This is a genomic window from Klebsiella sp. YJ (genome assembly GCF_002108615.1).
GTDB classification, from domain to species: Bacteria; Pseudomonadota; Gammaproteobacteria; order Enterobacterales; family Enterobacteriaceae; genus Klebsiella; species Klebsiella planticola.
On record NZ_MTEG01000002.1, the window covers coordinates 129,004 to 148,008 of the forward strand.

The following is a 19,005-nucleotide window of genomic DNA, read 5'->3' on the forward strand; positions in this document are numbered from 1 at the left end:
GATCCCTTTTTTTATTCCTTAAAAGAACAGCGCGTTAATCAGCAGTAAGGTGACCGACCCGGTCGCCCAGAGGATAGTTGAGGTGATACTCCACACCTTGATCTGTTCCTGAACTTCAGTCACGCCAAGGGAGCGGTTGACGACCCAAAAATAGGCGTCGTTAAAGTAGGAAAACATGAAGGAGCCAACCGTACAGCCCAGGCCAGCAATAACAGGATCCACGCCTAACGTCCCAATCATCGGGGCGGTAATACTTGCAGCGGTAATCATCGCCACCGTACCAGACCCCTGAATTAAGCGCACCAGCGTCGAAATGGTCAGCGGCAGCAAGACGCCCGGCACGCCTGTCTGGATAATGTAATCGGCGATCATATTACCGGCACCAGAATCACGCAGCACCATCCCCAGCGCCCCTCCCCCGCCGATAACCAGAAAAATGATCCCCGCCGAGCGAATCGCATTTTCCATGTTTTGGGTCACTTCTTTACGCTCGTAACGGCTGCCCAGCCCAATAATGGCGATCAGTAACCCGGTCCCCACCGCCGTCACCGGATGACCGATTGCGATGACCATCTGCACTAACGACTGCTGCCACGCATGACTATCGGGCTCAATATAGCCGAACTCCTTGAAGAAAGTGGCCAGCAGAATAAGCACAATCGGCACCATCAGCGGAGCAAACGAAATCACTTTGCCCGGCAGAGATTCCTCCTGCTGCACACTTTCCTTTGCGGAAACGGGGCGTTCACGGGTAAATCCACTGCCGTCTTCCGTCGGGATCAGGAAAATAGCGTTGCCAAGTCGTCGGGTATACAGGAATCCGGCTATCGCTACCGGTACCGCCACGACCATACTCCAGAGCATAAAGCGGCCAATAGGCATATTGAACTGTGATACCACGCCAAACGGACCAACGGCGGGCGGGATCATGCTATGACTGATCACCAGTCCAGCCGCAAGCGTTGCCCCTAACCCTACCACCGATTTCCCCGTTGAACGGGAGATCGCCTTAACCAACGGTACCAAAACGATAAATGCCGAATCACAGAATACGGCCATTGAGACGATTAGACCGATCATCACCAGCGCCAGCTCCTCGCGCCCCTTGCCCAGCAGGTTGATAAACGAAATCGCCATGCGCTTTGAGGCCCCGCTCATCTGCAACAGCGATCCCATCATCACGCCAAAGCCAATCACGATACCGATATTCCCTAGCGTCCCACCAAAGCCCCGGGTAACAGAAGCGATCATCATTTCGCTTTTCATCCCGCCTAACGAACCGGTAATCACCGCGGCAATGATCAAGGCGGGAAATGCCGGAATGCGCGTTTTAAGGATCATAAAGAGCAGTGCCGCTATTGCGACCAGCAGCCCACCAATCACGCGGAAACTGTCGAGCTCCTCCCCGCTGGTACTTCCAGGATTAAAAATGATTAACCCAATGCCAAGAACTAATGCCCCCTTCAATGCCGGACTCATTCCCGCCGCGGCGGCTTCCACTGGTTTATCAGACATACTCACCTCGGATTATTGAGCGGCGGGCGTCACGCCCGCCGCAGGTTATTATTTTTTGTAATAGGGCGCGTAGAGTGCAGCCAGCCTGACCGCTTCAATCAGGCTAACCGGATCGGCAATCCCCTTACCCGCAATATCATTTGCCGTACCGTGATCAACGGAGGTTCGCAGGACAGGCATGCCGCTGGTGATAGAAATGGTGCGGTGGAAGTCCACCATTTTGGTGGCGATATGCCCCTGGTCATGGTACGGCGACAGTACGGCATCCCATGCCCCCAGCAGAGCAAAATGGAACACGCTGTCGGCCGGTTTTGGCCCCTCAATCGCTATACCTTGTTCGCGCGCAAGCTCAATACCCGGCAACAGGACTTCATCATCCTCATGGCCAAACAGACCGTGTTCGCCGCCGTGGGGATTAATCGCAGCCACCACCAGTTTGGGCTGCGGCACGCCAAGCTGCTGCAGCGCGCGGGTACAGCGCACCGCGTAATCGCACACTTTCTCCGGCGTCAGGCTGCGGATCGCCTCCACCAGAGAGAGATGACGCGTCAGGAAGAAAACCCGCAGCGTGCGCACCTGAAACAAAGTCAGCGGATCGCGGGTATCAGTGAGATGAGCAAATATCTCGGTGTGGCCAATAAAATCAACGCCTCCGGCCCGCAGTGACTCCTTATTAATCGGGGTCGTCGCCACCGCGTCAACGTCGCCGCGTAGCGTCATCTTTACCGCTTTCTCAATACAGTCATAGGCCGCCCTGCCGCACTGCCCCTGAATCTCACCCGGTTGGAACACATCAATATTAAGATCCCCGCACTCAATGAGATTCATTAATCCCGGCCGATCGAGATACTCATTCACACCAGTAATGACGTTAATAACTAACGACACGCCGGAAAACTTCAGCGCCTGTTCAAGAATATGTTTATTTCCGACAACGACCATTCTGGCATATTGTTGCGCGTGCTCAGAGGCCAGGGTTTTTACGGTAATCTCCGGGCCGATGCCAGCAGCATCCCCCATTGGAATAACCACCAACGGTCTCATAATTAACTCCTTTTATATTTACACAGTTTCGGTAATGGCGGTATTGCCCGATACTTTAGTCACTAAATAATCAATACAGTGCACCAGGGTGTTATCATTACCGATAAATCCACCTTTGGTAATTAACGGCAGCCCATCAGCCAATCCCCCGACTAACTTTCCATAGACGGCCAGCGGTTCAACTTCGTCTTTTAATACTACGCCGCTACCTTTTAATCGTCTGGTAATACTGACCATCACATCGCCGCCGCTGCCGTAGAGTCCGCTGATCGGCGATTTTTCTTTCTTCAACACCTGAGCGACGACTTCGGCGATACCACTATTAATCATGCAGCTGACCTGATGATTGTCGACTGCGAATTTTTTAGCGAGAGTATCCAGCCTGAAAATATGCTCAGGAGCCTCGACAGAATCAATGCCTATAACATCAAAGGTCCGGGTTTTATCAATTAACCGATCAACGACCTGGGCGGCACTTTCCGGGTTAAGGGAAAAATTGATTAACTCCTCTGCCGACAGCGTCTCAATATAGACTTCACGCTCGTAGCGTAATTTCTTTATTTGCCGCTGGGTTAAATCAGAAACACTGCCAATGGCCAGAAAAACTTTATTGGTCCGTCTGCGCCCGGATGAAAATTTTAACCATGCCAGCTGCGCGGTGAACACACCGGGGTCGACGCAAAAACAGGGAATTTTTGCTTTCTGTACCGCCTGCGCTATCTGCTGAATATCATCACCGGTTGTCGCATCAATGATGACAATCCGGACGTTGCCACAATACAACTCCTTCAGTTTTTTAGTCAGCGTGATTTCGCCACGCAGCACATCGCGCAGACAAATATAACTGACATTTTTATTGGTCTGCTGGCGGAACAACTCCACTACCGACGATTCCAGCATTGGGTTTTTAGGATCGTTGCGCATTGCGGTATTCTGTAGCGGAATGCCGTCCACCAGCAGCGATCCTCCCACGCAAATACGCCCGCTGGAGGGATAAACGGGGACGACGATAGCCATCAGATGGGGAAAGCTATCGATGACCGCATCAACTTCAGCGCCTAAATTACCGCGCAGCGTTGAATCAATGCGCTTACTGATCAGCGTCTGCTCCGGGTTAATCCGCGCGACGCATTCCGCTACCCGCCTGTAGGCTTCGGCAGAAGAAACTGAGCGGGAATCTGTAGAAAATGAAACCACGTCAAAGCGTTCCGCCTCTTTCGCGTCGTTATCCAGACAGGTCATGGTCGTAAACCCTTTGGTACTTAACAGCGCGGCGGTCGCATTTGCGCCGGTTAAATCGTCCGCAATTATTGCAATTTTCACAGTGCTTCCCTCTCCGTATCGGGTTGATGTCACCTCATCAGCGAATCGCTATTGACGATGACCTGACTGAATTCCGCCAAATCGGTTATTTTGTAATGGCAGAAGACATTGCGTTTACTCTTATCCACCAGCAGAACTGACTTTGCGGCGCGGCTCATTGCCATCCACTTACAGTCCGCTTTACTTTGCGTGGTGGTCATTGCGCCATAATTCTCATCAAAACCATCCGCGCCGATAAAAGCGAGGTCGGTATAATGCTCGCTCAGGTAACGCAGCGTCTCAGTACAATAGGCTGAGCGACTTTCTCTGACTAACTCACCTGGGCAAATAAGCAATTTAATGTTGGGGCGGTCATTCAGAATATAGGCAGTTGAAATATCATTAGTGATCACCGTTAGTGGAATATCTATTAGCCAGGCCAGCTGTTTCACCGTGGTGCCACCGTCCATAAAGACGATCTCTCCAGGACGCAAGAGTTTATAGGCCTGGAGCGCTATCTCCTTTTTCCATGCAATATGGTGTTGCGCTTTATCTTTATATTCTGGACTTTCATTAATGAATCCCTTAATAACTTGACCACCGAATATAACCTTGACCTGCCCGTTCTTCTGGAGTTCCTCAATATCACGGCGAATGGTCATATGTGAAACTGTAAAGTATTCAGCTAACTGGTTAATAGTAGTGGAATGATTAACGTCAAGCATCTCAATAATACGACGCACCCTTTGCGTTTTTGAATAGCGTGTCATGACATTATCTCGCTGAGTGTTAGCTTCACTCGATTTTTAAGCTAACCGTTTTTTAAATATGGAGATGTGAATAAAATCACAAATTCACAGCTCATTCACTCAATCACAGAATAAAAAGAGTACTGTGATCGGACCTACCATAATAACGATAAACGCCTAAAGGAACTCGTTATGAATAATAAAACAAGAAATACATCGGAAATAATTAATCGAGGCCGTAACGTATTGCATGAAGAGGCCAAGGCAATTATTAGCGCAACCTCTAATATTAATGATAACTTTGCACAAGCGATAAATATTATATTAAATGCGCCTGGCAAGGTGGTGTTAAGCGCCATGGGTAAACCCGGCTATATCGCGCATAAAATTTCGGCCACCCTCGCCAGCACCGGCACGCCCTCATTTTATCTGCACCCGGCCGAAGCGTTGCATGGCGATCTGGGAAGAGTCAGCCGCGAAGATGTGGTGATCCTCATCTCCAACAGCGGCGAGACGACAGAAGTCATCAATATGCTCCCCGCGCTCAAGCGAACAGGCGTGCCCATTATTGCGATATGTGGCGCCCCTGATTCCCCGCTGGCAAAATACAGTGACGTTGTTATTTCTTCACAGGTTGAGCATGAATGCTGCCCTCTGGATCTTGCCCCGACAACCAGCACCACGCTGGCGTTGGCCATCGGAGACGCCCTTGCCGTAACCCTGATGCAAGAACGAAACTTCAGCAAAGAGGAGTTTGCCCTCTATCATCCCGGCGGTTCACTCGGCAGGAGGCGGCTATTAACGGTCGGGAAAGCGATGCGCAGCGGCGAAAAAGCCTGCCTGATCGGTCGGGAGTCGACGATTCTGGATGCGCTGTTCATCATGACCCGCTATCTTTCGGGGGCAGCGCTGATTGTTAATGGCCGCAATGAACTGGAAGGCATCATTACCGATGGCGATATCCGCCGCTATATCATGTACAACAACCTCTTCTTACAGACTCCGGTGAGGGAACTGATGAACCCTTTCGCGACCTGCATTGGTCAGCATCAGTTGATTGATGAGGCGATCAGAATCATGGAGCAGCACCAGCCGGCCCCCATTACCGTGCTACCGGTGATTAACGACGACAAACAGGTTGTCGGATTACTCCATTTAACCGATCTCCTGCGCATATTTCCGCCGGAAAAATAAATAAAAATACATTTATATTGAATATAAATTCATTTTTTGGCATGGTTATTCCACGTCAGGAAACGACGAACGACCACAATATTGACAGACGGGAGCAACACGCATGAAGAAGTTACTGTTAGCCGCAATGTTCGCCGCTACCGCATTTAACGCGGCCGCGGCAGAGAAAATCAGCTTCGGCGTTTCGGCAACCTACCCCCCTTTTGAATCCATGGATGCTAACAATCAGATCGTTGGTTTCGATCTGGATCTGGCGAAAGCGCTGTGCAAACAGATGCAGGCTGACTGTACCTTTACCAACCACGCTTTCGATAGCCTGATCCCGGCGCTGAAATTTAAAAAATATGACGCGGTGATTTCCGGGATGGACATTACTCCGGAGCGCAGCAAACAGGTCGCATTTACCGATCCGTACTACGCTAACTCGGCGCTGGTTATCGCTAAAAAAGACGCCTTCCACTCCTTTGCCGATCTGAAAGGCAAACGTATTGGTATGGAAAACGGCACCACCCACCAGAAATACCTGCAGGACAAACATCCGGAAGTTAAAACCGTCGCCTATGACAGCTATCAGAATGCGATTATCGACCTGAAAAATGGCCGTATTGACGGGGTGTTTGGCGATACTGCCGTGGTGAATGAGTGGCTGAAGACCAACCCGCAGCTGGGCGTCGCCACTCCGAAAGTGACCGATCCGCAATACTTCGGCACCGGCCTCGGCATCGCGGTACGTCCGGACAACAAGGCGCTGCTGGAAAAACTCAATACCGCGCTGAAGGCGATTAAAGCGGACGGCACGTATCAGAAAATCAGCCACCAGTGGTTCCCGGAATAATCCCCGGCTGACCCGGGTCGCGGCGAAATGCCTTGCCCGGGCGGTTCCCCGGCCAGCACCGCCTGGCCGGGGAACCATCGCTACGAACGCAACGGCAGGGTAAAGCGGAAGCTGGCTCCTGCCGGCACATCCACCAGCTGAATATCACCGCCGTGCAGCTGCAGCATTCGCCGCACAATCATCAGTCCCAACCCGCCTCGCGATTCCGGGCTCTGACCGGGTTCAAGCACCGAAGGCCGCTCAAACAGTGTCGCCCGCAGCTCACCGCTAACCCCAGGACCGCTATCGGCTACCTCAACCACCATCTCCGCACCCTGCTGACGGGCCGTCAGGCTGATACTGCCGCCATCCGGCGTATGGCGAATCGCGTTATCCAGTAAATTGGTCAACACCCGCTCCATCATCGATAAATCCGCCACCACCGGCGGCAATCCCCCGGCCAGGGAGAGCTGTAAACGGATGTGGCGGGTGGCAATCGCCAGGTCGAACTTCTGCGCCACGTCCTGGACCAGCTCCGCCAGCACAAATTTCTCCGGCTGCAGCTTGATCCCGCCATGTTCCAGGCGCGCCAGCTCAAACAGCTGCTGGGAAAGAGAGCGGACTTTATTCCCCTGGCGCAGCGCAATATTGAGATAGCGCTTGCTCTCTTCCGCACTCAGCCGATCGGCTTTCAGCGTCAGCGTCTCCAGATAACCGAGCAGCGAAGTCAGCGGAGTCCGCAGATCGTGAGAAATATTGGCGATAAATTCACGCCGCTGGCGATCGCTATCGGCCAGTCGATCCCACTGCCCGGCGATCTGCCGGGCCAGGTCGATAAACCGGTTATGCAGGATCGCCACTTCATTGCCGGGATGCGGATCCGGCGCTTGCGCCGCCAGCAGTTTAATCGCTCCCATGCTGTCTTCTCCGGGCATCCCCACCTGTGCAGTCAGCTGGCGTACCGGGCGCGTCACCCAATACCAGGCAAGACCGCCGGCCAGCAGACCAAACAGGGCCACCAGCAGCAGCGTCCAGATAAGCAGGCTTCCCAACGTCTTCTGCCAGGCGCTGGCCGCCAGCTCATTAAAGGTTTCCCCTTGCAGGATAATATAGAGATAGCCGCGCAGCTGGCCGTCGACATTCAACGGCGCCACGCTGAAGACCTTGCGCTGATCCTCGCTACGCGGATCGTCACCGTACACCGGCCAGGTGCCGCCGGAGAGAAACGTCTGTATCGGCACGATGTCAACGCGCTGGCGTTTGATATGGCCCGGCGGCGCAGCATCGGCCAGCAGCTCGCCGTCAGGTGAGATCAAGTAGAGCTCGACGCTGGGGTTGAAGACCATCAGGCGATCGAAAAGCGGTTTCAGCGCCTCGCGATTGACCTGGCCCCGCGCATCGAGCAGCGGTTCACGGGCAACAATCTGCTGTGCCAGCCCGACCGAAAGACGCTGGACCATCGCATTACCGTATTGCGCGCTGCTATACAGCTGAACCACACACACCGCCGCCGCACAAAGCAGTAGCAGCGAAGTGAAGACCAGCGCCAGGCGCTGGCTCAGGCTTAATCGCCGCATCATTGCTCCGCTCCTTTACGCACAGGCGCGAATTTATAGCCCTTGCCCCAGACCGTCAGAATGATTTCCGGCTCCGCCGGGTCGCGTTCAATTTTACTGCGCAGGCGGTTGATATGGGTATTGACCGTGTGCTCATAGCCCTCGTGCTGGTAACCCCAGACGCGGTCAAGTAAGGCCAGGCGGGAGAAGACCTCGCCGGGATGGCGGGCAAAGTAGTACAGCAGGTCAAATTCGCGCGGCGTTAAATCCACCGGCTCACCGCGCAGTCTGATTTCACGCGCAAGCGGGTCGATGCTCAGGCCGTGGCAATCGATACGCCCGGAATCCATCAGCAAATTGAGCCCCATCGCCTCCTGGCGACGAAAGAGCGCTTTGACTCGCGCCACCAGTTCGATAACCGAAAACGGTTTGGCCAGGTAGTCGTCCGCCCCCATTTCCAGTCCCAGCACGCGGTGCGTCTCGCTGGAACGGGCGCTGATAATAATCACCGGCAGATAGCGGGTCATCTGGCGAATGCGCCGGCAAATCTCCAGCCCATCGACGTTGGGCAGCATCAGGTCGAGAATCGCCGCATCCCAGCCGCCCTTTTCCAGCTGCACCAGCGCCTGCGCGCCGTCCGCTTCATGCACAATCTGATATCCCTCATCCTGCAGATTTAAACGCAGCAATGCGGCAATATCGTCGTCATCTTCGACCAACAGGATTTTCTTTGCCATGGGTATTGCTCCGCTAATTTCACGCTGTTATTAGCCAAGCTTACCCGATTTACGTCGGCAGAAGAGTTCACATTTTGTTTAAACTTCGCGAACCAGCAGCGTCAGCACTTCGTAGTGGGCGGTGTGGGGGAACATATCAAACAGCTGCACCCGCTCAACCCGATAGCCCGGCAGCCGCGCAATATCTTTCGCCATCGTCTGCGCGTTACAGCTGGAGTAGATAATAAAGGGCGGCGCCATACGACTTAAATAGTCGCACAGCTCGCGGCCGATACCGCGGCGTGGCGGGTTGACCAGCACCAGGTCAGGAATCTCTCCCTCAGCGGTGGCAAACTGCGTCGAGTCCAGCGCCTGAAAATGGAGGTTGGTCAGGCCCAGTTCGGCGGCAGACTGCTTCGCGCTGGCGATCGCCTCCGGCGCAATCTCAATCCCGGTCAGGCGCATTTCCGGCGTGGCGCAGTGCAGGCCAAAGCCCCCCACTCCGCAGAACAGGTCCCACATATGATTGACCGGCAGCTGGCGTACCCAATCGCGGGCGGTCGCATACAGCTGGCTGGCAACGGCAGGATTCGTTTGAAAAAAGCTCTGCGGGCGGATCCACAGCGGTACGTCGTTAAAGTTTTCCGCCAGCGCCGCCTGCTCGCTGAGGAGAATCTCCTCTTCGCCTTCCATAATGGCCATATGCACCGGCTGAATATTGGCGGTAATCACCTTCAGCTGCGGCAGCTGCGCCTGCAGCCACGGCAGCGCGGCGCGCAGCTGCGCAAGTTTTGTCGGGGAACGCAGCACAAAACGCAGCATCATGCCGCCGTCGAGCTGGCTTTCCGTCAGCAGCAGATACTTCAGCTCGCCGCGCCTGCGGGCGACGTGATAGGGCGTTAATCCGGCGCGGGCGATAAACGGTTTCAGCACGGCAAAAACCGGCGCAAAACTGGCCGGATAGAGCGGACATTCGGTCAGGTCTTCCGGACTGCCATCGCGGTGCAACATCCCCAGCAGCGGGCGTTCAACGCTGCCGCTGACCACCATTTTAGCTTTGTTGCGAAAACCGGCTTGCGGGCCGGAAACCGGCGCTAACCATGTCGCCACCGGGCTGTCCGCCAACAGCGTTTCGAGATCGGCCATTTTACTGGCGAGCTGTTGTGTTAACGGCCGTTCCAGCCACTGACAAGAGCGACAGCGACCCGCGTCATAGAGTGGGCAGTGCATAAAAAGACCTTCCAGAAATCAGGGGCGGGGATTGTATCACCGTTATTGCAGTCGGAAAAACCGTCGACACGACGCCGGAACAAACAGCAGCGCCAGCACCAGAAAATCGGGCAGTTTTTGCATCACCAGAGAACGCAGAATTTCACGTTTTGACTCGCCGGCAATACTGAACAGCTCCGGATAGCCATACCCCAGCGAGGCCGCCCAGAGATAAGCGGTGACGATAATTTGCGTCAGGAGAAAGATCCAGCGCGCCAGATTACGCCCTTTCACCAGTGAAAATGCGCACCAGATCTCAATAAAGACCAGCAGCAGGCTGGAGAGAAACACCAGCGTCAAGGTCCATGTCTGCACGCTACGCTGAATAAACGCCTCTATCCCACCGATACCCAGCTGATTGAGGATCATCAGCAGATCCACGGCACGAATCAAAATAATGGCGAACGCCGCCACCTGCACCAGTGCAGGGACGTTAAGACGCGCATGCGATGAACGAGTTTTTGTAAACAGTCCCAACGGAAACGTCTTCCATGAAAACGGCGTCGCACCATCGCGACGCCGATACCAGTTTTACCGTAGATTTTAGGGGCTTCAGCTCCGTCTTGCACGCTGGATATCGCGCACCCGCTGCTTTTCTGCGCGCGCCATCAAATACCAGGCGATAAAACCAACAATCCCCACGACGCCGAGGATTAAGGTTGCCAGGGCGTTGATTTCCGGGTTCACCCCCATACGCACGCTGGAGAAGACCAGCATCGGCAAGGTGGTGGCTCCCGGGCCGGAAACAAAGCTGGCGATGACCAGATCGTCCAGTGATAAGGTAAACGCCAGCAGCCAGCCGGAGATCACCGCCGGCATGATCATCGGCAGCGTAATGATGAAAAAGACCTTCAGCGGCGGCGCGCCTAAATCCATCGCCGCCTCCTCAATAGAGTGGTCCAGTTCACGCAGTCGCGACGAGATCACCACCGCCACGTAGGCGGTACAGAAAGTCACGTGCGCCAGCCAGATGGTCAACATGCCGCGATCCGACGGCCAGCCGATGGCGTGCCCGAGCGCGACAAACAGCAGCAGCAGCGATAGCCCGGTAATGACATCCGGCATTACCAGCGGCGCCGTAATCATAAAGGCAAAGCCGTTTGATCCCCGAAAGCGACCAAAGCGCACCATCACCACCGCGGCAATCGTCCCCAGAATCGCCGCCGCCGTCGCCGCACAGGTGGCGATGGTCAGACTCAGCCCGACGGCGCTCATCATCGCATCATCATGGAACAACTCGCTGTACCAGCGTGTCGACCAACCCGCCCATACCGTCACCAGCTTCGAGCTGTTGAATGAGTAAATCACCAGCATTAGCATCGGCGCATATAAAAAGGTAAAGCCGAGCACGAGGATTAAAATTCGCCACGGCGAACGGACTACCGGCAAATCGTTCATCCATGATCCCCCATCTGTTTTTGCTGATGTTTATGGAACCACATAATCGGCACGATCAGCAGGAGCAGCATCACGATGGCCACCGCTGAAGCGACCGGCCAGTCGCGGTTATTAAAGAACTCCTGCCACAGGACCCGCCCGATCATAATGCTGTCCGGACCGCCCAGCAGTTCCGGGATCACGAACTCCCCAACCGCCGGGATGAAGACCAGCATTGAACCGGCGATAATCCCGCCTTTGGTCAACGGGACGATCACCTGGAAGAAGGTTTTCAGCGGCCGGGCCCCCAGATCTAAAGAGGCCTCGACCAGCGAGTAGTCGATACGCGTCAGCGCGGTATAGATCGGCAGCACCATAAACGGCAGATAGGCGTACACAATACCGATATAGACCGCCAGATTGGTATGCAGGATCTCCAGCGGCTGATCGATAACCCCGAGCCAGATCAGGAAGTTATTCAGCACGCCGTTGCTTTTCAACAGCCCCATCCACGCATAGACGCGGATCAGGAATGAGGTCCACGATGGCAGGATCACCAGCAGCAGCAGGATATTTCGCGTTGACGGTTTACTGTGCGCCACCGCCCATGCCAGCGGATAGCCCAGCAGCAGGCAGCAGAAGGTTGAGATCCCCGCCACCTGCAGCGACTGCAGATAGGCTTCAAAATAGAGCGGGTCGTCGGTCAGCTGCAGGAAGTTGCCGAGATTCAAGGTGAGCGTGAGCTGGCCGTCCGCCCACTCCCACAAATCGGTGTAGGGCGGGATCGCCCGCGCCATCTCCGCGAGGCTGATTTTAAACACGATCAGGAACGGCAGCAGAAACAGCAGGATCAGCCACAAATACGGCAGCGCGATTACCAGCTTGCGGCCATGCGCCATCTGCAACCGGGTGAGCCATTGGGCAAAACCGCCGGTTTTTTTCACCCCGGCCGGTGGTTCTAATGCACTCATCGCCCTCTCCTTACACCGTCAGAACAACGCAGCTGTCGGCATCCCAGCACAAACGCACTTCATCACCCCAGGTTGGCGTGCCCTTACGGTGGCGGTGTTCGTTCTGTAGCTGGGCGCTGATCATCTGCCCGCTTTGCAGCCGCACGTGGTAGATAGACAGGTCGCCGAGGTAGGCGATATAGATCACCTCTCCTACCGCAAAGTTGTAGCCATCCGCCGGCGGCTCATCGCAGAGCATAATTTTTTCCGGGCGCAGAGCGACCCACACCGGCACATTGTCTATGACGGAGGCATCAGGATCGACCTTCAGCGGGTGCGTCAGCCCCGGTGAACTCAGCACCAGACCATCTTCCAGACGATCTTTTACCACCCCTTCAAACACATTGACCGAGCCGATAAATTCCGCACTGTAGCGGGTTGTCGGATGCTCGTAGATCTCCTCCGGCTCGCCGATTTGCACGAACTTCCCGCGGTTCATAATGGCGATACGTCCCGCCATGGTCATCGCCTCTTCCTGATCGTGGGTCACCATGACGCAGGTCGCCCCCACGCGCTCGAGGATATCCACCACTTCCAGCTGCATACGATCGCGGAGCTTTTTATCCAGCGCGCCCATCGGCTCATCAAGCAGCAGCAGCTTTGGTCGTTTCGCCAGGCTACGGGCCAGCGCCACGCGCTGCCGCTGACCGCCGGAAAGCTGATGCGGTTTGCGTTTAGCGAACTCCTGCATATGCACCAGCGCCAGCATCTCCTGCACCCGGCTGGCGATTTCGGCTTTCGGCAGCTTGTCCTGCTTCAGACCGAAGGCAATGTTCTGCTCCACCGTCATATGGGGGAACAGGGCGTAGGACTGAAACATCATATTGATCGGCCGCTGGTAGGGCGGCACGCGCGACAGGTCAACGCCATCGAGCATAATTTGCCCGGCCGTCGGCTCCTCAAAGCCGGCCAGCATACGCAGCAGCGTCGATTTTCCACAGCCGGATGCGCCCAGCAGGGCGAAGATTTCACCTTTATAAATCGTGAGGTTGACGTCATCGACGGCGTGCTGCCCGTCGAAAGACTTCGTCAGATTACGGATTTCCAGCAGCGGGGTCAGCGCTTTGGGGGTTTTCGCTTGTGGGCGGGGAATTGCGTCGTTCACTCAGGTGCTCTCCGGCAAAAAACTACCACCGTATGGCCCGGTTGCCATACATTGAACTTTACAGTGCAGGTGCACCATCCTGGTGCATGTATTCGCTGCACTTTAATCCGTTTGTTGCCCGACCACGCGGAGAAACCACCCGGCCGGGTCAGACCTTTCAGGCCCGGTGAACCGGGCCATCAGGTTTTATTTCCCGCTTTTGACTTTCGTCCACGCCCGCGTACGTACGCGGTCGATTTTCGGATCCTGCACCTTCAGGGTGAACAGTTTGGCGAACACATCGGCCGGCGGGTAGATAGCCGGGTTATTACGGATGGTTTCGCTCACCAGCGGCGTAGAGGCTTTGTTGCCGTTAGCGTAGTACACCTGATCGCTGATTTTGGCGATCACTTCCGGGCGCATCAGATAGTTAAGGAACTGATAAGCCTCATCTTTGTTTTTCGCATCCGCCGGCATCGCGAAGACATCAAAGAACGCCAGCGCCCCCTCTTTGGGAATGAAGTAGGAGACGTTTACGCCGTTCTTCGCTTCTTTTGCCCGGTTCGCCGCCTGCCAGACATCGCCAGCCCAGCCGATGGCGACGCAGATATCGCCGTTAGCAAGATCGTTAATATATTGCGAGGAGTGGAAGTAGCGGATATTCGGCCGCAGTTTCAGCAGCAGGTCGGTCGCCGGACCGGTATAATCATCGGCTTTTGTACTGTTCGGATCTTTGCCCAGATAGTTCAGGACGGTGGCAAAAATCTCTTCCGGCGCATCAAGGAAGGAGACGCCGCAGCTTTTCAGTTTTTCAAGGTTCTCCGGCTTAAGCACCAGATCCCAGCTATTCAGCGGCGCATCTTTACCGAGCACGGCTTTCACTTTATCGACGTTATAGCCAATGCCGGTGGTCGCCCACAGGTACGGCATCGCGTACTTGTTATCCGGGTCGTGTTTGGCGACCAGCTTGAGGACTTCCGGGTCAAGATTCTTCCAGTTCGGCAGCTTGCTTTTGTCCAGCGGCTGGAAGACGCCTGCCGCCAGCTGACGTTCGAGGAAGCTGGCGGACGGGACCACCAGGTCAAAGCCGGTGCTGCCCGCCATTAATTTGCCTTCCAGTACTTCGTTGGAGTCAAAAACGTCGTACACCACTTTAATACCGGTCTCTTTTTCAAAATTTGCCACCGTATCCGGCGCAATATAATCAGACCAGTTATAAACATGCAGGGTTTTTTGTTCAGCGGCGAGTGAACCGGCAGAGACGGCCATCAACGCACCCGTAACCAGACCTGTTAACCATTTTTTACCAAAGGCGGTCATATCTCTTTTTCCTTCTCAATGCCCGTTAACAAGCGGGCTTAATATACGCACTTGTCTGCATGCAATAATCATGCATATTTTCTCATTGCCTAAGAAAAGGAGAGAGGACCTCTCCCGGAATGGTTGCCCGCAACTGGAAGCATCGTCAGAATAACTGTAGCCAGAATAAGAGGCTATAGCCCAGGTAAAATAACGCCTTTTATCAATTTTTTATGCAATAACGGTCTACGTGATAAGCCAAAAGCGGCTGAATGGCGGTGAAAAATTCTTGAAGGAAAGGTTAAATGCAGAATAAAAGCACGTAATACGCAGCCGCTATGGCAGTGGCTGCGCTATTCATCGGCAGGTTTAGTGAAGAAAATGGTGCTGAATATCTTCAGCGACGTACTCTTCTTCTTCGGCTTTATAGAGCACCTGGTTGGCTGCCGCTTCGAGGATAACCATAGAAATCTGCTCTTCGCTCTGGCGGAAGAACCAGCCAAACTGTTCGACGGTAATGCCGACGCCGACGGATAGCGCCTGACACACCACCAGTTTGGGCAGATTGTCATCCTGAATATCGAGGAAGGCTTTGACGGTCAACGAACTGGCGTTAATTGCCGAAAGATCCGCGGAAAGTCCGAGCAGCGCCGAAGGCTTCACTTCAGCCAGGGCGGAAAAGAGCACGACGTTATCCACCAGATCGAGCTTCGCATCAAAAATGCCGTCGAAATTCTGCATATGCGGCAGATGCAAGGCCTGGCAGGAATCACACTCAAAGAAGTTGATACCTAACTCATCGAGCCAGTGACGTAGCGTATCCAGACCCGGAACGACCAGTGAATCCATATGACCTGTGACCTCTTACTATAGAAAAACGACGCCATAGCTTACGCAAAAAACGCCGCGCATACCATGAAAGTGTCGCCCGCGCCGGTTATCCGCCCATTTTCAGACAAAATTCTGGCGTGGCCTGACGCTCAATCCAGGCGATCATACGCCCGGCAATATCAATTCCGGTGGTCGTTTCAATGCCTTCCAGACCCGGAGAGGCGTTCACCTCCATGACCAGCGGCCCACGGGTCGCGCGAAGGATATCCACCCCGGCGACATCCAGCCCCAGGGTTTGCGCCGCCCTGATGGCCATCTCACGTTCCTGATCGCTGATCGTGGCCACCGTCGCCACACCGCCGCGGTGCAGGTTAGAGCGGAAATCGCCCTCTTTCGCCCGCCGCTCGATCGCCGCCACCACTTCATTACCCACGACCAGGCAGCGTACATCCCGCCCTTTCGCCTCGGCGATATACTCCTGAACCAGAATATGCGCGTTCAGGCCGCGGAAAGCGTCGATCACGCTCTCTGCCGCCTGGCGGGTCTCCGCCAGCACCACGCCGATGCCCTGCGTCCCTTCCACCAGTTTGACCACCAGCGGCGCGCCGCCGACCATGGCAATCAGGTCGCTGGTATCGTCCGGAGAGTGCGCAATACCGGTCAGCGGCAGATCGATCCCCTGCCGCGCCAGCAGCTGCAACGAGCGCAGCTTGTCACGGGCGCGGGTTATCGCCACCGATTCATTGAGCGGATAGCTACCGAGCAGTTCAAACTGACGAAGGGCGGCGGTCCCGTAATAGGTAATTGCGGAACCAATGCGCGGGATCACGGCATCGAAATGCGGGAGCTGGCGTCCCTTATAGTGAATCGATGAGGCCACCGGACTCACGTTCATATAGCAGGAAAGCGGATCGAGAATTTCCACCTGGTGGCCGCGTTTTTGCGCGGCTTCGCGCAGGCGACGACATGAATAAAGCGTTCCATCCCGGGATAATATAGCAATTTTCACCCTGCACCTCTGCAACAAGGCCCGCTCCGGCGGGCCTGCAATATGTTAATTGCGCCACGACCGCCCGGTGCACCAAATGGCGGGGCGGAAAGCAGGCAGCAGTGTACACGCAATCAGCGCGTTGCCCACCCCTGCTTATGCAGATAGTCGAGAATAAACGGGCGACTTTCTTTAATGATAGTGCGCCGAATATGGTCGCTCCAGGTATCACGGCGGGTGTTGCTGCCGCGCGACAGGTAGTACTGCGCCATCTGCTCATCATATTGTGCCAGCACCGCCTCATCCACCGGCTGGTACGCATTTTCATGCACCAGCAGCGCCGCAGGCATGCGCGGCTTCACCCCCGGGTTATCGGCGGGCCATCCCAGGCACAAGCCAAACAGCGGCAGGACGTGCTGCGGCAGCTTCAGCAGTTCGGTCACCCCTTCAATACTATTGCGGATCCCGCCGATATAGACGCCGCCGAGGCCCAGGGATTCGGCGGCAACCAGCGCATTTTGCGCCATCATTGCGGTATCCACCGCCCCCAGCAGCAGCTGTTCGGCCAGCCCCAGCTGGGCGTCCGGACAGATTTGCAGGAGGCGGTTAAAGTCGGCGCAAAATACCCAGAACTCCGCCGCGCGCGCAACGTGCTGCTGGCCGCCGCTCATCGTGACCAGCTGCTCACGAAGCTGAGGATCGGTGACGCGAATAATGGAGCTGCATTGTAAAAAGCTCGAGCTTGAGGCCCCCTGCGCACTGGCGATGATAGCTTCGCGCTGTTCGTCGCCGATCGGCGCATCGGTAAAGTGGCGGATGGAACGGTGGCTACGCAGCAGATCAATGGTCGGCGTCATCTTGTTTTTCTCTGTCTGGTGAAGAAGTTGGTTTTGGAGTGTGAGTCAGCTGTGGCGCGACGATCCTGGCCATTCGCCACATTAATGCTATCGCCGCCGGGAGCATCAGCAGGATCCCGGAAAAGATCATCAGCATCGCCGCCGTCGGGCTGGAAAACGGCGCCGGCAGCTGCAGGTACTGATTGAGCGAGAGCCAGGCGAGGGTCAACAGCACAATCCCGATGATCTCTACCAGCAGAACGCTTTTTGGCAAAACGGCAGGCGATCGCATAGCTCTGCTCTCCTCCAGTCAATATTATTCGCGCGCTCCGCAGGCTAATCGCGCGCGACCGACACAGTATAATGATTTAACCACGAAGACATTTATCAAACATAGCCTTAAACCATCGAAGAAAAAGGCAGAACCTTCTTTTCCTCGCCAGCATAACGCGTCATCATAGCTGCCATTCGCCATCCGGCTGAGATTTAAGGAGAGAAAGTATGTTTACCGTTATTTTTGGTCGCCCTGGTTGCCCGTATTGTGTTCGCGCTAAAGAACTGGCAGAGAAACTGACCAATGAACGCGATGACTTCAACTACCGCTACGTTGATATTCACGCCGAAGGCATCAGCAAGAGCGACCTGGAAAAGACCGTAGGCAAACCGGTTGAGACCGTTCCGCAGATTTTTGTCGATCAAAAACATATCGGCGGCTGCACCGATTTTGAAGCCTGGGCGAAAGAGAATCTCGGTCTGTTTGCCTGAGCCGACTCATTCCTCTGACGAATGATTGCGTCTGGTATCCAGCCAGGCGCAGATAAACAGAAAGCACAGCGCACCCAGCGCACACCAGAATACCGCGCTAAACAGCCACGCCAGCTGTTGCCAGAAGGTACGCTGAGCCGCAAAAAAAATCCGCATGATCAGCAGACAGACGGGAGTCGCCAGAATCGCCCCCACCAGCGGCTGGATGACGCGTCGCCCCGGAGAGAGGCAGCTGGCGGCCGCACCGGGCAGCAAAAAGTAGAGCAGTCCAACCTCAGGATTACCGGTAGCCCGAAAGACGCCTTTCATATGCAGTAACAACAATAAACACACTACGATAAACAGAAAGAACCCACAGGTAATACCCACCCAGGCACGCTCAGATTTCACAATATCCTCCTGATTCTGCTTCTAACCCACTTCACTTCGTCCAGTCAGATAAAGCATTCCGGCAATCCATGCCAATTTAGCTCCCCATCGGCGTAAAAACGATTGTGACTAGCCGCAGCATCCAGGAAGGATTAAACTACCGGCTCTGTTTTTACTGGTTATAACGGGATGCCAGAACAGGGTTCGGGACAACGCGAACACTGGACCAACCTTAGACCAAATAACCATTTCCTTCAACAACTTACTAGTAAATGAGAAGTTGGCTT

At 55.0% G+C, this 19,005-nt stretch carries 20 protein-coding genes; 3 read left to right on the forward strand and 17 right to left on the reverse strand.

Going from position 1 to position 19,005, the window contains the following annotated elements:
* Positions 1-18: 18 nt before the first annotated feature.
* From BV390_RS02875 to BV390_RS02890, 4 genes are read right to left on the reverse strand one after another with little or no spacing between them, the layout of a single operon-like run.
* Positions 19-1,515 carry a GntP family permease gene (locus tag BV390_RS02875; RefSeq protein ID WP_085396551.1) on the reverse strand — a complete coding sequence of 499 codons (1,497 nt, stop codon included), beginning with the start codon at positions 1,513-1,515 and terminating at the stop codon, positions 19-21.
* Positions 1,516-1,563: 48 nt separating this feature from the next.
* Positions 1,564-2,559: a 4-hydroxythreonine-4-phosphate dehydrogenase PdxA gene (pdxA, locus tag BV390_RS02880; RefSeq protein WP_085396552.1), complete on the reverse strand. Its 996-nt coding sequence runs from the start codon at positions 2,557-2,559 to the stop codon at positions 1,564-1,566.
* Positions 2,560-2,577: 18 nt separating this feature from the next.
* Complete coding sequence (locus tag BV390_RS02885; protein WP_032688659.1) at positions 2,578-3,882, reverse strand: four-carbon acid sugar kinase family protein; 1,305 nt, start codon at positions 3,880-3,882, stop codon at positions 2,578-2,580.
* Between the two features lie 29 nt (positions 3,883-3,911).
* The gene (locus BV390_RS02890; RefSeq protein ID WP_032700460.1) at positions 3,912-4,631 is read right to left on the reverse strand and encodes a DeoR/GlpR family DNA-binding transcription regulator; all 720 of its coding nucleotides are present in this window, start codon (positions 4,629-4,631) and stop codon (positions 3,912-3,914) included.
* Positions 4,632-4,802: 171 nt separating this feature from the next.
* Here BV390_RS02890 and BV390_RS02895 point away from each other — a divergent pair, with 171 nt between their 5' ends.
* Together BV390_RS02895 and artJ are read left to right on the forward strand one after the other, a co-directional pair.
* A complete protein-coding gene (locus BV390_RS02895) occupies positions 4,803-5,804 on the forward strand; it encodes a KpsF/GutQ family sugar-phosphate isomerase (protein ID WP_032688660.1) in 1,002 nt (333 codons plus the stop codon).
* 103 nt (positions 5,805-5,907) lie between these two features.
* Entirely contained in the window at positions 5,908-6,639 is a 732-nt protein-coding gene (gene artJ / locus BV390_RS02900; RefSeq protein WP_032688661.1) for an arginine ABC transporter substrate-binding protein ArtJ, read from the forward strand.
* 80 nt (positions 6,640-6,719) lie between these two features.
* On the opposite strand, the gene BV390_RS02905 is transcribed toward artJ, so the two are convergent.
* The 12 genes from BV390_RS02905 to BV390_RS02960 all read right to left on the reverse strand — a co-directional run bounded on the left by BV390_RS02905 (position 6,720) and on the right by BV390_RS02960 (position 17,876).
* A complete protein-coding gene (locus BV390_RS02905; RefSeq protein WP_085396553.1) occupies positions 6,720-8,198 on the reverse strand; it encodes a sensor histidine kinase in 1,479 nt (492 codons plus the stop codon).
* A complete protein-coding gene (locus tag BV390_RS02910) occupies positions 8,195-8,911 on the reverse strand; it encodes a response regulator transcription factor (RefSeq protein ID WP_032688664.1) in 717 nt (238 codons plus the stop codon). Before BV390_RS02910 ends, BV390_RS02905 begins: the two co-directional genes overlap by 4 nt.
* Before the next feature lie 78 nt (positions 8,912-8,989).
* A complete protein-coding gene (gene rlmC / locus BV390_RS02915; protein ID WP_032688665.1) occupies positions 8,990-10,120 on the reverse strand; it encodes a 23S rRNA (uracil(747)-C(5))-methyltransferase RlmC in 1,131 nt (376 codons plus the stop codon).
* A 42-nt stretch (positions 10,121-10,162) separates the two neighbouring features.
* Positions 10,163-10,636, reverse strand: a complete 474-nt coding sequence (locus tag BV390_RS02920; protein WP_032688666.1) for a YbjO family protein — start codon at positions 10,634-10,636, stop codon at positions 10,163-10,165.
* Between the two features lie 75 nt (positions 10,637-10,711).
* The gene (potI, locus tag BV390_RS02925) at positions 10,712-11,557 is read right to left on the reverse strand and encodes a putrescine ABC transporter permease PotI (protein WP_004859959.1); all 846 of its coding nucleotides are present in this window, start codon (positions 11,555-11,557) and stop codon (positions 10,712-10,714) included.
* Complete coding sequence (gene potH / locus BV390_RS02930; RefSeq protein WP_032688667.1) at positions 11,554-12,507, reverse strand: putrescine ABC transporter permease PotH; 954 nt, start codon at positions 12,505-12,507, stop codon at positions 11,554-11,556. Before potH ends, potI begins: the two co-directional genes overlap by 4 nt.
* A gap of 10 nt (positions 12,508-12,517) precedes the next feature.
* Positions 12,518-13,651 carry a putrescine ABC transporter ATP-binding subunit PotG gene (potG, locus tag BV390_RS02935; protein WP_032688668.1) on the reverse strand — a complete coding sequence of 378 codons (1,134 nt, stop codon included), beginning with the start codon at positions 13,649-13,651 and terminating at the stop codon, positions 12,518-12,520.
* A gap of 186 nt (positions 13,652-13,837) precedes the next feature.
* Positions 13,838-14,950: a spermidine/putrescine ABC transporter substrate-binding protein PotF gene (gene potF, locus BV390_RS02940; protein ID WP_004859954.1), complete on the reverse strand. Its 1,113-nt coding sequence runs from the start codon at positions 14,948-14,950 to the stop codon at positions 13,838-13,840.
* Between the two features lie 348 nt (positions 14,951-15,298).
* The gene (locus BV390_RS02945; RefSeq protein ID WP_004859952.1) at positions 15,299-15,778 is read right to left on the reverse strand and encodes a type III secretion system chaperone family protein; all 480 of its coding nucleotides are present in this window, start codon (positions 15,776-15,778) and stop codon (positions 15,299-15,301) included.
* An 88-nt stretch (positions 15,779-15,866) separates the two neighbouring features.
* Positions 15,867-16,769: a 30S ribosomal protein S6--L-glutamate ligase gene (rimK, locus tag BV390_RS02950; RefSeq protein ID WP_004859950.1), complete on the reverse strand. Its 903-nt coding sequence runs from the start codon at positions 16,767-16,769 to the stop codon at positions 15,867-15,869.
* A 113-nt stretch (positions 16,770-16,882) separates the two neighbouring features.
* Entirely contained in the window at positions 16,883-17,605 is a 723-nt protein-coding gene (nfsA, locus tag BV390_RS02955) for an oxygen-insensitive NADPH nitroreductase (RefSeq protein WP_032688669.1), read from the reverse strand.
* Positions 17,589-17,876, reverse strand: a complete 288-nt coding sequence (locus BV390_RS02960) for a YbjC family protein (protein ID WP_032688670.1) — start codon at positions 17,874-17,876, stop codon at positions 17,589-17,591. The genes nfsA and BV390_RS02960 overlap by 17 nt, the downstream gene beginning before the upstream one ends.
* Positions 17,877-18,085: 209 nt before the next feature.
* Between BV390_RS02960 and BV390_RS02965 the strand changes: the two genes are divergently transcribed.
* Positions 18,086-18,349, forward strand: a complete 264-nt coding sequence (locus BV390_RS02965; RefSeq protein WP_004859945.1) for a GrxA family glutaredoxin — start codon at positions 18,086-18,088, stop codon at positions 18,347-18,349.
* 6 nt (positions 18,350-18,355) lie between these two features.
* On the opposite strand, the gene BV390_RS02970 is transcribed toward BV390_RS02965, so the two are convergent.
* Positions 18,356-18,739 (reverse strand): inner membrane protein YbjM, encoded by a 384-nt coding sequence (locus BV390_RS02970; RefSeq protein ID WP_032688671.1) that lies wholly within the window; start codon positions 18,737-18,739, stop codon positions 18,356-18,358.
* Between the last annotated feature and the right edge of the window lie 266 nt (positions 18,740-19,005).

What these genes read in the sequence shown, in the direction of transcription:
- BV390_RS02875 (WP_085396551.1), bottom strand. Translation starts at nt 1,515, where the DNA reads ATGTCTGATAAACCAGTGGAAGCCGCCGCGGCGGGAATGAGTCCGGCA.
- pdxA (WP_085396552.1), bottom strand. Translation starts at nt 2,559, where the DNA reads ATGAGACCGTTGGTGGTTATTCCAATGGGGGATGCTGCTGGCATCGGC.
- BV390_RS02890 (WP_032700460.1), bottom strand. Translation starts at nt 4,631, where the DNA reads ATGACACGCTATTCAAAAACGCAAAGGGTGCGTCGTATTATTGAGATG.
- BV390_RS02895 (WP_032688660.1), top strand. Translation starts at nt 4,803, where the DNA reads ATGAATAATAAAACAAGAAATACATCGGAAATAATTAATCGAGGCCGT.
- artJ (WP_032688661.1), top strand. Translation starts at nt 5,908, where the DNA reads ATGAAGAAGTTACTGTTAGCCGCAATGTTCGCCGCTACCGCATTTAAC.
- BV390_RS02905 (WP_085396553.1), bottom strand. Translation starts at nt 8,198, where the DNA reads ATGATGCGGCGATTAAGCCTGAGCCAGCGCCTGGCGCTGGTCTTCACT.
- BV390_RS02910 (WP_032688664.1), bottom strand. Translation starts at nt 8,911, where the DNA reads ATGGCAAAGAAAATCCTGTTGGTCGAAGATGACGACGATATTGCCGCA.
- rlmC (WP_032688665.1), bottom strand. Translation starts at nt 10,120, where the DNA reads ATGCACTGCCCACTCTATGACGCGGGTCGCTGTCGCTCTTGTCAGTGG.
- potI (WP_004859959.1), bottom strand. Translation starts at nt 11,557, where the DNA reads ATGAACGATTTGCCGGTAGTCCGTTCGCCGTGGCGAATTTTAATCCTC.
- potH (WP_032688667.1), bottom strand. Translation starts at nt 12,507, where the DNA reads ATGAGTGCATTAGAACCACCGGCCGGGGTGAAAAAAACCGGCGGTTTT.
- potF (WP_004859954.1), bottom strand. Translation starts at nt 14,950, where the DNA reads ATGACCGCCTTTGGTAAAAAATGGTTAACAGGTCTGGTTACGGGTGCG.
- BV390_RS02945 (WP_004859952.1), bottom strand. Translation starts at nt 15,778, where the DNA reads ATGGATTCACTGGTCGTTCCGGGTCTGGATACGCTACGTCACTGGCTC.
- nfsA (WP_032688669.1), bottom strand. Translation starts at nt 17,605, where the DNA reads ATGACGCCGACCATTGATCTGCTGCGTAGCCACCGTTCCATCCGCCAC.
- BV390_RS02960 (WP_032688670.1), bottom strand. Translation starts at nt 17,876, where the DNA reads ATGCGATCGCCTGCCGTTTTGCCAAAAAGCGTTCTGCTGGTAGAGATC.
- BV390_RS02965 (WP_004859945.1), top strand. Translation starts at nt 18,086, where the DNA reads ATGTTTACCGTTATTTTTGGTCGCCCTGGTTGCCCGTATTGTGTTCGC.